Source organism: Paenibacillus canaveralius, assembly GCF_047238265.1.
GTDB lineage: Bacteria > Bacillota > Bacilli > Paenibacillales > NBRC-103111 > Paenibacillus_F.
On record NZ_JBDFMM010000001.1, the window covers coordinates 4,355,617 to 4,370,258 of the forward strand.

The 14,642-nt window shown below is 57.4% G+C and carries 12 protein-coding genes; all 12 read right to left on the minus strand.

All coding sequences use genetic code 11. The annotated features are described in order from the left end of the window. Window positions 1–110: 110 nt before the first annotated feature. Window positions 111–1,631 carry a LysM peptidoglycan-binding domain-containing protein gene (locus ABC395_RS19630; RefSeq protein WP_413005599.1) on the minus strand — a complete coding sequence of 507 codons (1,521 nt, stop codon included), beginning with the start codon at window positions 1,629–1,631 and terminating at the stop codon, window positions 111–113. Window positions 1,632–1,733: 102 nt separating this feature from the next. Continuing rightward, window positions 1,734–2,597 (minus strand): RluA family pseudouridine synthase, encoded by an 864-nt coding sequence (locus ABC395_RS19635; protein WP_413005600.1) that lies wholly within the window; start codon window positions 2,595–2,597, stop codon window positions 1,734–1,736. Next, window positions 2,566–2,709 carry a hypothetical protein gene (locus ABC395_RS19640; RefSeq protein ID WP_413005601.1) on the minus strand — a complete coding sequence of 48 codons (144 nt, stop codon included), beginning with the start codon at window positions 2,707–2,709 and terminating at the stop codon, window positions 2,566–2,568. Before ABC395_RS19640 ends, ABC395_RS19635 begins: the two co-directional genes overlap by 32 nt. 379 nt (window positions 2,710–3,088) lie before the next feature. Beyond that, window positions 3,089–4,390: a glutamate-1-semialdehyde 2,1-aminomutase gene (gene hemL, locus ABC395_RS19645; protein ID WP_413005602.1), complete on the minus strand. Its 1,302-nt coding sequence runs from the start codon at window positions 4,388–4,390 to the stop codon at window positions 3,089–3,091. A 585-nt stretch (window positions 4,391–4,975) separates the two neighbouring features. Next, entirely contained in the window at window positions 4,976–6,466 is a 1,491-nt protein-coding gene (gene hemY, locus ABC395_RS19650; protein WP_413005603.1) for a protoporphyrinogen oxidase, read from the minus strand. A 100-nt stretch (window positions 6,467–6,566) separates the two neighbouring features. Beyond that, entirely contained in the window at window positions 6,567–7,511 is a 945-nt protein-coding gene (gene hemH / locus ABC395_RS19655; RefSeq protein WP_413005604.1) for a ferrochelatase, read from the minus strand. A gap of 2 nt (window positions 7,512–7,513) precedes the next feature. Next, window positions 7,514–8,578 carry a uroporphyrinogen decarboxylase gene (gene hemE / locus ABC395_RS19660; protein WP_413005605.1) on the minus strand — a complete coding sequence of 355 codons (1,065 nt, stop codon included), beginning with the start codon at window positions 8,576–8,578 and terminating at the stop codon, window positions 7,514–7,516. A 294-nt stretch (window positions 8,579–8,872) separates the two neighbouring features. Continuing rightward, window positions 8,873–9,868, minus strand: a complete 996-nt coding sequence (hemB, locus tag ABC395_RS19665; protein WP_009674217.1) for a porphobilinogen synthase — start codon at window positions 9,866–9,868, stop codon at window positions 8,873–8,875. Window positions 9,869–9,960: 92 nt separating this feature from the next. Next, on the minus strand, window positions 9,961–11,523 hold the full coding sequence (cobA, locus tag ABC395_RS19670) for a uroporphyrinogen-III C-methyltransferase (RefSeq protein ID WP_413005606.1): 1,563 nt from the start codon (window positions 11,521–11,523) through the stop codon (window positions 9,961–9,963). Window positions 11,524–12,001: 478 nt separating this feature from the next. Continuing rightward, window positions 12,002–12,955, minus strand: coding sequence for a hydroxymethylbilane synthase (gene hemC, locus ABC395_RS19675; RefSeq protein WP_413005607.1), 954 nt, complete (start codon window positions 12,953–12,955; stop codon window positions 12,002–12,004). A 75-nt stretch (window positions 12,956–13,030) separates the two neighbouring features. Next, window positions 13,031–13,783 (minus strand): precorrin-2 dehydrogenase/sirohydrochlorin ferrochelatase family protein, encoded by a 753-nt coding sequence (locus ABC395_RS19680; protein ID WP_413005608.1) that lies wholly within the window; start codon window positions 13,781–13,783, stop codon window positions 13,031–13,033. Next, the gene (locus ABC395_RS19685; RefSeq protein WP_413005609.1) at window positions 13,780–14,622 is read right to left on the minus strand and encodes a cytochrome c biogenesis protein; all 843 of its coding nucleotides are present in this window, start codon (window positions 14,620–14,622) and stop codon (window positions 13,780–13,782) included. Before ABC395_RS19685 ends, ABC395_RS19680 begins: the two co-directional genes overlap by 4 nt. Window positions 14,623–14,642 lie beyond the last annotated feature (20 nt).

Sequence of the window (14,642 nt, forward strand, 5' to 3'; positions counted from 1 at the left end):
CCAATTATTCGGTTCATAGGCGCTATCGGAATTTAACGGAGTTTATCGGACTTATTGAACCCCAACAACCTTATCGCACCTTGCGGGAACTTGCCCGGATGCCTGCCGGATTATTGATCGGAGGAAGAAAACACGGCTTTCCCGGGGATATAAAGGATCTGTCCCGGGCTGACTTCCTGATCCTCCAGCCGGTTGTAAAGCTGCAGCTCTCTCGGATTGATCTCATACCGTTTCGCGATAAGATCCAGCGAGTCTTCCTTCTGGACGATGCACATCGTCACTTTGCGGAACTGCTGATCTTCTTTTTCCGCTTGGATAAAAAGCTTTTTCCACTCCAGGGAGTCTGCCTTGGATTCTTCCGAACCCGCCGCGGCTGCGTATTCCCGCTCATCCTTATCGGTGCGGTCGTGAGAAGATGCGCCGCTGCTGCCCGCACCGTTTGCGAAGAGCGACTGGAGGCCGGAACCTCCGGACGATGGCGCATCCTGCTGCTTCTTGCTTCCGAACGCCACCTTCAGTTCCTTCGTTTCTTCCTGCGCGGCAGGCTCTTCATCGGCGAATACTTCCAAGCTCTCCTCGGCGGGAGCGGAAGCATTCACCGGCTCTTTCTCGGGCTCGATGACTTCCGCCTCGACGCCGAAAGCCGGCGCCGTTTCTTCGCCCTCCGCTTTACCGGCCGCCTCCTGCTCCGCCGGGGAGGCCGAAGCGGGGTCCGCCGCCTGGGCAAGCGCCTGCTGCCCCCCAGCCGCGGACGGCGTGCGCTGCTCCTGCGTCTCTTCCTCGCCCGCGCTGCGGTAGGAGCGCTCGGACGAGAGCTGGTTCAGCGTCAGCTCGCCGAAAGACCGCTCCGCATACGAAGCGGACGAATCCGCCTGCGGCGGAGGTGACTTCGGCGCGGCCAGCCGGTCCCAGGCGCTTGGCGCCGGCGCGGACGGCGCCGCGGCCTGTGCCCCGGGCTGCTCCGCCCGCATCTCGCGCAGCCACGGGTTCTCGGCCTTGTACGAGCTGCCCGGATAGACGGGAGCCTGCGGTTGGGCCTGGAACTGGGCCGATGCCGGCGGCTGCTTCCCCGGCCCGTCCGCCGCGGCCGCATATTCCGTCTGCTGGCGAAGCTGCAGACCGTCGCTTGCTCCCGCGGATTCAACGGACTGCTCCGCCAGGGTAATACCGGGCTGCTCTGCCGGAACATGCTGCGGAGCGGAAGCCGCCTCGTGCACGAAAACAACCTCTTCGTCCTCTTCGCTCCACCCTCCGGCTTCGTATGCCATCTCCACGCCGTGCAGGGAAAGCACCCCGGTCACATTCAGGCTCCGTGAATTCAGTACGTCCACGTCAAACGTTTCGATATCGACCAAAATATCTTCGATCCGCTGTACCCGGCTGAGCGGCAGCGTAATCTCCACCGGAATGGAATGCTCCAGCGAACGTTTCGTTTCCTGCTCATCCAGATAGCTTCCGTTCAGCAGCAGGCTGCCTTTCAGCAAAGCTTGTTCCTGCTGGGGTATCACCTCTATGCGGGGAATCAGTTCCACATCGTCCAGATCCCGTATGCCGGCGGCTCCTTCCGCCAAATGTACGCGTTCGTAGATGTCGAATCGCAGACCGTTCTGCTCTTCCGTCAACGTTGCCATCCTCCCTTCGGTTGTCCTCTAGTAAAGCTGCGCCTTATCGCGGGACTCCGTTCTTTACTATGTATATGAGAGATGGAGGACGGCATGACTGCATTTTCTCATTTATACGTTCAATGCGGCCAGAAGCTCACGAAAATCTTCCGGATAAGGGGCATCGACGGCCAGATCCTCGCCGGTAACCGGATGACGAAGCAGCAAGCGTGCGCCGTGCAGCGCCTGCCTTCCGAAGTCGTTTACTCTCCCGCCGTACAGCGAATCCCCGAGCAGCGGATGGCCGATGTGGCTCATATGCACGCGGATCTGGTGCGTCCGCCCGGTTTCCAGCCGGAGCTCCAGCAGGGCCGCGTCTTTAAAGCTCTCCACCGTGCGGTAATGAGTGACCGCCGCGTCTCCTCCGGGAGATACACGGCGGCGCGCCCGGTGATGACGGTCTTTTCCGATCGGAGCCGAAACCGTTCCCGCCGGAGGTGCCGGCCTGCCGTTGCAGACGGCCGCATAGATGCGCCCGATCGCCTTCTCCCGCATCGCTTCATCAAGCAGAAGATGCGGCAGCTCATACTTCGCGTACAGCACGGCACCGCTCGTGTCCTGATCCAGCCGGTGGATGTGGCGGACACCGCAGCTCTGGCCCGTGGATTCGTAATAGCCGGATACCGCGTTCGCCAGCGTCCCTCCCTGCCCCGGTTCCGACGGATGAACCGCCATCCCCGCCGGTTTGTTGACGACAAGCAGATAATCGTCTTCAAACAAGACCTGCAGATCGGTCCATTCCCCGGGCACGGATGAAGGTTCGTCAGGGAATACCTTCAGCAGGATCTTTTTCCCCTGGCGGCGGATTCCGTCTTCACGCTCCAGCCTGCGCCACAGCTTAAGCGGAACCGGCAGTACGGCGCTGACCTCTTCCCACGTACACGCATCGCCCGGCAACGTCAGCTCAATCCATTCCCCTTTTCTTCTGCCCGTCACGATAACGCCCTCCCTTCCGCAGCCCGACTGCCATGACGGCAAGCAGCACGACAAATACGAATACGACAAAAATCAGATCAATCGGAAAATCAAAAAAATAATACCGTTTCATGCCAATAAACAGCTCCGTTCGTTATCGAAAGTCTTCCCCATTTTATCATCTCCGCCTTTTAAAAGAAAACAAGCCCCGCGCGAAGCGGTACGCCCTTTCCCTTAACGGCATCAACCGGCTTCCCGGCATCGGTCCGCCTCCAGGCAGGAAATGAGAGCTGCCCAGCTGTGGTTGACCACCACCATGTGACGCCGAGCGCTGCGCGCTGGGAGCTTCGCGCGATGCGGAAAAACGGCTGATCTCTCGGGACGGAACCCGATGAAAGACCCAACACCAAGCCTTATGTGCATATCGATAGGCACAAAAAATCCCCGGTCCTGACAGACCGGGGATTTATCGTACATCATAATAAAAACCATGCAAAACAGCCGGCTAACGCCTACAGCCGTTTTAAAGCTTCACGGTTCGCCTCAATCGTCGCTTCGATGTCTTCATCCGTATGGGCGGCCGAAACGAACATGCCCTCGAACTGGGAAGGAGCTACCGAGACACCCAGATCCAGCAAGTTGCCGAAATAACGGTTGAAAACCGACAGATCGGACGTTTTGGCCGTCTCGTAATTGACAACGTCCTGCTCCGTGAAGAACGGGCATACCATGGACCCGACGCGATTCAGTGTGCTTGCAACACCGGTTTCCTTGGCGTTGGCCAGGAAGCCTTCCGCCAGCCGGGCGGATTTACGCTCAAGGTCCTCATACACGCCCGGCTGTCCGAGCAGCTTAAGAGTCGTATACCCCGCCGCCATCGCGAGCGGATTTCCGGACAGCGTACCCGCCTGATAGATCGGGCCGCTTGGCGCAATCTGCTCCATGATGTCTTTGCGTCCGCCGTAAGCGCCGACGGGAAGCCCGCCGCCGATGACTTTGCCGAGACAGGTCAGATCCGGCGTCACGCCGAACAATCCCTGTGCACAGTTCAGGTGAACGCGGAAGCCCGTCATCACTTCGTCGAAAATAAGCAGAGCGCCGAATTTGGAAGTCACTTCGCGCAGTCCTTCCAGGAAACCGGGCAGAGGAGGCACGACGCCCATGTTGCCCGCAATCGGCTCGACGATGACGGCCGCGATATCTTCGCCGAATTTTTCGAATACCACCTTGACGGTCTCCAAATCGTTATAAGGCACCGTCAGCGTGTTCTGGGCGACGGATTCCGGCACACCGGGGCTGTCCGGCAGGCCCAGCGTCGCTACGCCCGAGCCCGCTTTAATCAGAAGCGCATCGGCATGACCGTGGTAGCTTCCCTCGAATTTTAGAATCTTGTTGCGCTTGGTGAAACCGCGGGCCAGCCGCAGTGCGCTCATCGTCGCTTCCGTACCGGAATTCACCATCCGCACGATATCGATGGAAGGTACGCGCTCGGCGACAAGTTTGGCCATTTCCGTCTCGATCAGCGTGGGTGCTCCGAAGCTCGTTCCCTTCTCCGCCGTCGATTTGACGGCTTCGATCACTTCGGGATGGGCATGACCGAGAATGAGGGGGCCCCAGGAACCGATATAGTCGATATATTCGTTGCCGTCAATGTCATATACCCGCGAGCCGCTTGCGCGCTCCATGTACATCGGAGTGAGACCGACCGATTTAAATGCGCGGACCGGGCTGTTCACACCTCCGGGGATCACTTTCTTGGCTTCGGCAAAAGCAGCCGCGGACTTCGTATCGTTGCGTTTGTGATTCAGTTCCATAATAGCCGGATACCTCCTGGTTTCAGTCATCATTAAGCTCAATCGGGCCGATCGGACAGACGAATGCGGTAAAACCGCCAACCACCGCCGTCCTCTGCCGCCCGCTTGACTAAAGCCGGAACGCTTCAACGAACAAAGGCGGCCCGGCTCCTGCTTGTCAGTATTTTCTATTATACACGCTTCCTCACGCGATTGCTTTAAGTGACACATGACGTTCGCTATCTCCGCGTGCGTTACCTATGACATAGTCAGCTTCTTGCTTCATTTCGGCAAGCAGCTTTTTGCGGTGCGGGGCTGAGCGACTGTGTGACTTGGTCTTGGTCTTGGTCTTGGTCTTGGTCTTGGTCTTGGTCTTGGTCTTGGTCTTGGTCTTGGTCTTGGTCTTGGTCTTGGTCTTGATCTTGGTCTTTCATCTTGACCTTCATCTTGACCTTCATCTTGATCTTCGCCTCGACCTTGATCCTCGTCTTGCTTTTGGGCAGCGCCCTCAACGGACATCTCGCGTGGAGCCCCGAGCCGGGAGTTAACCATGGCAGCAGCTTACGCCTTGGCTGCTGCGTCCCCGGCCTAGCATCCGGCTCCGCGCTAGACCTTCGAAGCCGCCTTCACCCCGTCCGCCGATGCTTCCGCCGCCGTTCCTCCAGCTCCGCCCGTCAAGCGCTCGGCCGCTTCGAATGCCGCTTCCCGTCCCTGACGGATGCAGTCCGGCAAACCGACGCCGTGGAAGCCCGCGCCCGTCACGTACACGCCCGGCATACGTCCCACGAGATCGCTCCGCAGCTCCCGGACATGATCCAGATGACCGACCGGATACTGGGGCATCGACCGGTAAAGGCGGGTCACTTCGTAGAACAGAGGCTCCGCCGTGATGCCCATCAGCTCCGCAACATCCTTGCGGACTTTCGCCACGATTTCTTCGTCCGTGAGATGAACCCAGTCTTCCTCGCCTGAGCGTCCAACGTAACAGCGGAGCAGAACGTGCCCTTCCGGCGCCGTGTGAAGCCACTTCGTGGACGTCCAGGTACATGCCGTAATGGAGCGCCCTTCGGATCTCGGGATAAGGAAACCCGATCCGTCGAATTTCACGTTCGCGTCTTTCTCCCGATAAGCGATGACTACGTTCGCCACCGATACGTAATTGATCGCCTTGAGCTTGTCGACGGCCGGGTGATCGCCCAGCAGCTCCGCGGAATGATACGTCGGCAGGGTCAAAATGACACTGTCGGCCGTTTCCCGCTTCCCGCCTTCGTAACCGATCTCGTAGCGGTCCCCTTCCTTACGGAGTTCCGTTACTTTCGTGCCCGTCCGGATCGCAACCCCTTCCTCCCGCAGCACTTCCTCCAGACGCTCAACCAGCGTCTGCAGGCCGTTCTTGTAAGTCAGGAAGACGGAGTTGCGGCCGGGTGCCGGCAAATTCAAAGCCTCCTGCTGGGATTTCTTCCTGTTCGACATCATGCCGTAGATCAGACTGCGGTACTTCTGCTCCATTTCGCCAAACTGCGGAAAAGTCGACTGCAGGCTGAGCGCATACGTATCGCCTGCATAGATGCCCGCCAGAAGCGGTTCGACGATCTGATCCAGCACTTCTTTGCCCAGTCTCCGGTGAAGGAAATGGCCGAGAGATTCGTCACTGTCGTCTTCCTTCTTGGGCAGCACAAGATCCATCAGCGCCCGCGCCTTGCCTTTTGCAGAAACGAGACCCGTTCTCATAAACGGTTCAATATCCGTCGGAATGCCCAGCACGAGTCCCGCAGGCATCGGATGCAGAGTGCCGTCGCGCAATATATACGTCTTCTTCGCCTCCGGATTCGTACCGGTGAGCTCCTCTTCCAGTCCGAGCTCGCGGCTCAGTTCAATGATCGGAAGCTTCCGGGCCAGGAAAGAATCCGGCCCCTTCTCGATGACGAACCCCTCTTTACGCAGGGTATGGATTCTGCCGCCGAGCTTCTCCGTTCCTTCAACCAGGGTAACATCAGCCGCGCATCCGGCCTCCTTCAACCGCTTCTGCACGTAATAAGCGGCGGTCAATCCGGTGATGCCTCCGCCGACAACGATTACTTTACGGGCCTCGTTCATAGGGCTACGTCCTTTCCGCCCGGACTGCATCTTAAGGCCGTCCGGATTATAAAATCGCAAAGAGGCGCATCCGAATGTCTGCGCTCTCTTATCGTCACATTTAAACTTGCTTCGTCAATTCGCCGTACTGCTTCCATACGGCATCGCTGAGCGTTTGCATATACAGCGGGTCCGTATTGAGCGAATCCGTGCGCTCCAGGTGCAGGCCGATTTCCTTGGCAAGCTGCTGCGCCTCGATGTCCAGATCGTACAGTACTTCCAGGTGATCCGATACGAATCCGATCGGACACACGAGTACGCGCTTCTCGCCTTCCTGAGCGAGAGTTCGCAGTACATCCAGAATGTCCGGGCCCAGCCAAGGTGTAGCCGTTTGGCCCGCGCTCTGCCACGCAAACTGCCAGTTCTCGATGCCGGCTTTCTCTGCGATCGCCCGCGAAGTTTCAAGCAGCTGCTCCGGGTACGGATCGCCCAGCTCCAAAATCTTCTCCGGCAGACTGTGCGCCGAGAACAGGACGCGGACGGAGGAGCGGTTCTCCTCTCCGAACTTGTCCAGCGCACGTTCCACCCGCTCGATCAGAGCTTGAAGCAGCTTCGGATGCAGGTGATAGCTGTCGACAAACGTCATGGCAATGCCGTGTTCGTCCGCTTTTTCGCGTGCGCGCTTGTTGTAGCTGCCGATACTCATCGTCGAATAGTGGGGAGCCAGAACAATGCCCACGCCTTCGGTGATTCCGTTTTGAGCCATTTGCTCAATGCCGTCTTCGATGAAGGGATAGGCGTGCTTCAAGCCTTGAAAACAGACGAATTCCACCTCGTCATGCTCGGAAGCCAGTGCATTTTGCAGACCCGCTACCTGATTATCCGTATTTTCCCGCAGCGGAAAAACACCTCCGACAATCGCTTCGTAACGGCTGGTCAGCTCATGCAGCTGTTCCGGACTCGGCTTGTTGCCCCGCCGGATATGCGTGTAATAAGCTTCGATATCCTCCATGCTCTGGGGCGTGCCGTAAGACATCACCAATACGCCGACTTTCTTCCTGCTCATGTTCAACCCCCCTTGCCCGCGTTCCGCCCGGCCAGCACCTCAGCGGAATAAGCGTGTATAAAATCAGTGAGTTCCTTCAATTTATCCAGCGACGCTTCCGGGAACAAGCCATGACCCAGGTTGAAAATGTATCCCGGCTCCGTGATTCCCTGATCGATAATGCGCTTCGCATGCTCCTGAATGACCGGCATCGGCGCCGTAAGCACGTAAGGATCGAGATTTCCCTGAACGGCAAAGCGTCCTCCGGTTCTTCTCCGTCCTTCCGGGATGGATACGCGCCAATCGAGGCCGATCACGTCTGTCTGGAGGTCTCCAAGCAGAGGAAGCAGCTCGCCCGAGCTCACGCCTGGGAAGTAGATCTTCGGCTGTTCCAGATCCCCGAGTTCGCGGAAAATCCGTTGGATCGTAGGCAGGACGAACACCCGGAAGTCTTCCGGTGCAAGCGCTCCGACCCAAGAGTCGAACAGTTGGACCGCTTTCGCGCCTGCGGCGATATGAGCCCGCAAATATGTAATAACCATGTCTCCGAGCTTATCCATCAGCGCGTGCCAGACTTCCGGATTTCCGTACATGAGTTCTTTCGTGCGAATATAGCTTTTCGAAGGGCGGCCTTCTATCAAATAGCTTGCGATGGTGAAAGGCGCTCCGGCAAACGTAATGAGCGGAACCGTAAGCTCACGGTCCAAAATCCGGATCGTCTCGATGACATGGGACAAATCGCCTTCCACGTCGATCGGTTTCAGCTTCATCACATCTTCACGGGAACGGATCGGATTATCGATCACCGGTCCCACGTTTTTTACAATATCGAATTGAATGCCGAGCGATGCTACGGGATTCATAATATCGGAATACAAAATAGCCGCATCCACGCCGAGCTTCTTTACCGGCATCAACGTGACTTCAGCTGCCAACTCCGGCTGTTCGCAAATTTCAAGCAGCGAGTATTTTTCTTTGATCTTGCGGTATTCGGGATCATAGCGTCCGGCTTGGCGCATATACCACACAGGCAGCCGGTCCACTTCCTGCTTGCGGCAGGCTCGAATAAAACGGTCATTATTTATCACAAGACACCTTCTCCTGACCCTGTCATGATTTGTTACCATTATGCCCTAATTATACCCCGGTCACAACCGCAGCCGCGCTCCGACTTCCGACAAATGTTTGACAAAGCCGCCGGCAGCGGGCCTTACTCCGTTCTCTTCCTGTCACAAAATCAAATGAAAACCGCACTTTACCGGAGGCACGTTCCGGATGTAAACGGCTGCGTCAGCCGCTCCCGCTTTTTTTCACCCTCATAAAAAACGCTCCGCAGTTTCCCGGCGGGCTCCTGCGGAGAAAGAAAGTGGAATGTACCTTCGTTAAACGTTTTTCAACCAGCGTGCCGCATCCTTGGCATGATAAGTCAAAATGATATCGGCTCCCGCGCGCTTAAATCCAAGCAGCGTTTCCAGCACGATTTCTTTTTCGTTGATCCAGCCGTTTTGGGCCGCAGCCTTGACCATCGAATATTCCGCGCTTACGTTGTAAGCCACGAGCGGAAGGTCGAAGTTCTGCTTAAGCAGCTGCAGAATGTCCATGTAGGCAAGAGCAGGCTTGACCATCAGAAAATCCGCGCCTTCCAGCACGTCGCTCTCGGCTTCGCGCAGCGCTTCACGGGAGTTCGCCGAATCCATCTGGTACGTTTTGCGGTCCCCGAACTGCGGGGCGGAATCGACCGCTTCACGGAACGGTCCGTAGTAAGCGGAAGAATACTTGACGGAATAGGCCATGATCGGCACATGTTCCAGCCCTTCCGCATCCAGTCCGGCGCGGATCGCATGCACATAGCCGTCCATCATATTGGACGGAGCGATAATATCCGCGCCGGCCTTCGCTTGGGAAACGGCTGTTTTAACGAGCAGTTCCAGCGATTCGTCGTTGGCGATATCCGTGCAGCCCGTTTCCGGATTATGATGTACCACGCCGCAGTGGCCGGTATCCGTGAACTGGCACAGGCAGGTATCCGCAATAATGAGCAGATTGGGGTTGATCTTCTTGATCAGCCGCGATGCCTGCTGGACGATACCTTCCTCATGAAAAGCCGATGTTCCTACCGCGTCTTTCGTTTCGGGAACACCGAACAGAAGAATACCCTGGATACCCAGCTCGGAAATCTCGCGGATTTCTTCTTCCAGACGATCCAGGGAAAAATGGTAAACGCCCGGCATGGACGGAATTTCGGATTTGATATTATGACCGGCCTCAACGAAAACCGGTTGAATCAGATCGTTAACGGACAGCGCGTTCTCACGCACGAGGTTGCGGATTGCAGCCGAACCGCGCAGACGACGGTGACGCACTAATGGGAAACTCATAATAACTTCCTCCTTTTAATCAATGCCGGCAGGACACCGGACCCGAAATTCCAGCCCGGCGCTCCCGCCGCATAACGAAAAGTATAGTGGATTCAAGAGCCCGCAGGCTCTTCCGCTTTAACGGCACGGCCTGCGGCAATGCTTTCCACAAGGGACGAAATGGTCGCTTCCTGCGGCATATAGGCCGCCGCCAGCTCATAACGGGCCAGCGTCGCTTCCGTCTTCGGACCTATGCAGGCGATTTCCGTGTTTTTCAACAGGGATACGGGATTTTGGACGCCAAGCTTCTCAAGCGCTCCGATCAAATTCGTAACGGTCGAGGAGCTGGTGAAAGTCGTAATGTGCAGCTGCCCTTCTTCCAGCAGCCGGACCACATCTTCGCCGCCTTCGACTTCGGGGACGTTCTCGTAAACGTCCACCTCGTTTACTTCGAGACCGAGTGAACGCAGCCCCTGTGGAAGTGCGTTGCGGGCAATGTCTGCCGTAGGCAGCAGTGCGCGCTCTCCCGCTCGGACGACTTTCTCCAGCTCTGCAAGCAGTTCGTCCGCATGGAACTCTCCGGGAAGCGTTTCAACGAGAAGGCCCCTGGATTCCAGAGCTTCCGCAGTCTTGGGTCCTACTGCCGCGATCCGTACGCCGGACAGGCTGCGTATATCCAGACGCAGCTCCCGCATACGGCGGAAGAAGAACTCCACTCCGTTCGTACTCGTAAACACGACCCAATTATAGCTGCCGAGCCCCCGAAGAGCTTCGTCCAGCAGACGCTGCGCGTCCGGACTGCTCGGCGGCTGGAGCTTGATGACCGGAAACTCGACCGGTTCTCCTCCAAGCTCTTCGATCATCGCGACGAGCTCGCTGGCCTGGCTGCGCGCCCGCGTAACGAGCACGCGCTTGCCGAACAGCGGCTTCTTTTCGAACCAGGCCAGCTTTTCACGCAGCTTGACCACTTCGCCGATAATAATGACAGCCGGAGACTGAAACCCCGCCTCCTTGGCTTTGGCGCTAATGTCAGACAGGGTGCCGGTCAGCGTCTGCTGCTCGGTCCAAGTCCCCCAGCGGATCAGGGCAACCGGCAGATCGGCAGGCTTTCCATGGCGGATCAACTCCTCGCTGATCTGCTCCAGATTCGCCACGCCCATCAAGAACACGAGCGTGCCGATCCCTTTGGCCAAATGCTCCCAATCTAGCTTCGTATACGTTTTGTTCGGATATTCATGCCCGGTTACGATGGCGACCGAAGAAGTGAAATCCCGGTGTGTGACGGGGATGCCTGCATAAGCGGGAACCGCTATGGCGGAAGTAATACCGGGAATGATTTCGAACGGAACCGCATGGTCGGCCAGAAGCTCGGCTTCTTCCCCGACACGGCCGAATACGCTCGGATCGCCGCCCTTCAGACGGGTCACGACTTTGCCCTGGAGGGCCAAATCTACGAGCAGGCGGTTAATATCTTCCTGTTTCATCATATGTTTGTCCGGGAGCTTTCCTACAAACACCAGTTCCGCATCAGGTTTGCGGTGTTTGAGCAATCTGGGGCTCGCCAGCCTGTCATAGACAATCACGTCGGCCCGCTCAATCGCCTGAAGCCCGCGGACCGTAATCAACTTCGGATCGCCGGGTCCTGCACCGACTAAATAAACTTTCCCTCTCTCCACTCGCCCACTCCCTCTCAGCTGCTTCCGTCTCTGCGGGAAGGGCCGCCATTTTTTCCGGCGTTCCTTCTGCCGCTTCTCGATCGGAAGCTTTCCCCCGCTGCTTGCTGCTCGTTCTTCTATCCCTCAACTGCTGCTTGCTTAATTCGATGAACGGGGCAAAATACCAGCCGCACCCGTCAAGTTCTTGCAGCCGGACCGGCCGATTCCATTCAATATGAGCGGACCGGCTAGGGCGGTTTCGCACTGCTTCATTCATCACGGCCGTTCGGTATTCAGACGTGAACGCCGGCCCGGCCGATAAGTTAGAAAGGATTTTCCGACTTCATGGAAACCCTGTCTCTAGCCAACCTCTATTTGTAAAAGTAAGAAAACAGACCGAACTGCAGCTATCGTAAGCGGCTCGGAGTGGATTCAGCATGCCGTGTGAGTTACAACACGCCATGGAAAATCCCCTGTACGCCGCCAAGCTGCTCTCCGGCTACTCGATCTGCCCGCTTTCGTAAGCTTCGGCCAGAATCCGGTCCGCGCCCCGGGCGATCAGCTTTTCCGCGGCTTCTATGCCGAGCGCTTCCGGATCGCTGCCCCGCAGCGTCTCCTTCAGCAGCTCGGCGCCGTCCGGCGAACCGACCATCGCCGTCAGCGACAGCTCCGTGCCGCCGCCGGTACGTTCGATGGTCGCGTGAGCGCCGAGAGGCACCTGGCAGCCTCCGTTGAGTCTGCCGAGGAAACTGCGCTCGGCCCTGACCGCGAGCGCCGTATCTTCATCTTGAATCTTGCCCAGCAGATTCAAGACGAATTCGTCGTCCGCCCGGCATTCGATGCACAGCGCGCCCTGCCCTACGGCAGGCACGCATACTTCGGGCGGAACGTAGGCGCTGATGCGATCCTGCCAGCCGATCCGGTGCATACCGGCGGCGGCCAATACGATCGCATCGAAGCCTTCCGATTCGAGCTTGCGCAGCCTCGAATCGATATTGCCGCGGACCGGCTGGATGCGCAGGTCCGGGCGGCTGTGCTGCAGCTGGCTGGAACGCCGCAGCGAGCTCGTGCCGACGAGCGCGCCCTCGGGCAGCTCGTCCAGCGACTTCTCCCCTTTCGTGATGAGCACATCACGCGGGTCCTGGCGCTTCGGTACCGCGCCAACCATCAGCCCTTCGGGAAGCTCGAACGGCATGTCCTTCATGCTGTGTACGGCTATGTCGATTTCTTTATCCATCATCGCCTGCTCGATTTCTTTGACGAACAGCCCTTTGCCGCCGACCTTGGACAGCGTTACATCCAGAATCCGGTCTCCTTTGGTCACGATCTTGCGAAGCTCAAACTCGCATTCGATGCCGTATTGCCGGCTCAGTTCCTTTAATTCGTCGATAACCTGATTCGTTTGAGTGAGGGCCAGTGCGCTCTGACGGGTGCCCACGACGATCGTACGCATGTGTAATTCCTCCGTTTCTACTATGAAGCCGTGAAGATGTCTATTCCCTGCCGGGCCCGCAGCCGGGTGCCGGCTTTAATTCCGATCCGCTTCCATCCAGGTGGCGGCGAAAGCTTCTTCCGAATTCTGCGCCCGGAGTCTGTCCAGCAACGCGGTTTTCCAAACTTCGTATGTACCGGCGGCGATGCGCTCCAGGACACGCCAGTGCGGCAGCTCTCTCAGCAGTTCATGCCGCAGGGGCATATCGCCGACCCGGCGGCGGGCGAGTTCTCTCAGCTCCGCCAAAAAATCCACGTAAGACTCATACTCCGGTCCGTATCGCTCCAGCAGATCGCGGCGTATGGCCGCCGAAAGCGCGGGACTTGCTCCTGACGTCGATACGGCCAGAGTCAGCTTGCCGCGCCTTACCACGGCCGGCACGACCAGGCTTCCGCCGTCGGGCTTGTCCGCCACGCTGACCAGCTTTCCCGCCTCGTCTGCATCGGCCCGGACCCGCTCGTTGACCTGCGGATTGTCCGTCGCCGCAAAAACAACGAGATATGGAGAGAGGTCCGGATATAAGGCGGCCTCCTTGCCCGGCCGGCCCTTATCCGAACCCTCACTATCTTTTGTGTAAAAATAACCTTGCTCTCCGTAACATCCGCGGTGCCAGACGATCCGTCCGGTTTCCGCCCACTTCTCTACGGCCTCCGCGGCCGACGGGCTGATTACCGTTACGAGCGCACCCGCTTCCAGCAGGGAAGCGATTTTTCTTTCGGCTACGGCCCCGCCGCCTACAACGAGGCAGCGCTTGCCCTGAAGCCGCAGCATCGCCGGGTATTCCTTCATCCTCCGACCCCCGTCTGCTGCCAATTATGAAACCCGGAGAGCACGTTGGAAAGAATAAAATTCAGCAGCACGATGACAAAAGCCGCCAAATTCCACTTCGCCAGCTTCGGACCCGACATGCTTAGCGAATGATGCTGGAACAGGTAGAATCCGTACGCACACAGCACCAGGAGCGAATTGATGACTTTCGAGTCGAACAGCACGTTAACGTTCTTCTCGATAAGCACCCACACGACCCCCAGTGCCAGCGCCAGCATAAGCAGAGGTGTTCCGATGACGACACTCACATACGTGTACCGTTCGATTTTTTCCAGGGAAGGCAGCCGCTTCATCGTATTCGTCCAGCTCTTCTGCTTCAGCTTGCGGTGCAGGAACAAGTACATGCCCGAGAAAATGGCCGAGATCGTATAGGCCGCATAACTTCCGACAGCCAGTGATACGTGAATGAACAACAGCTCGTCGTTAATGTTCCAGGAATCAATCATGGGAGAGACGTTTGAATCGCTGAAAAAATTTAAGGCCAGTACGGCAAGCCCGAATAAATTGACGAAAAAGACCACAAGTTCAATCCGGAAAAACCGGCTCATAATGAGCGATACCGTAACGAGCACCCATGAAAATAAAAACAGCGTTTCGAACATGGAGAACACCCATCGTCCCAGGTGCTCATATAAATTGTAGCCCAGATAGCCTGTCTGCAAAACCCATACAAAAGAAAGCAGCCCCGTACCCATCCGTTTCGCACTCCGATTCGCGCGCGCAACATCAGAGAAGTAAAACAGCAGGCTCAGGGCATATAAATAAATTATCGCATCGTACAGAAAGCTGCGAGTGAACACGGCATTTCTCCTTCCTCTAT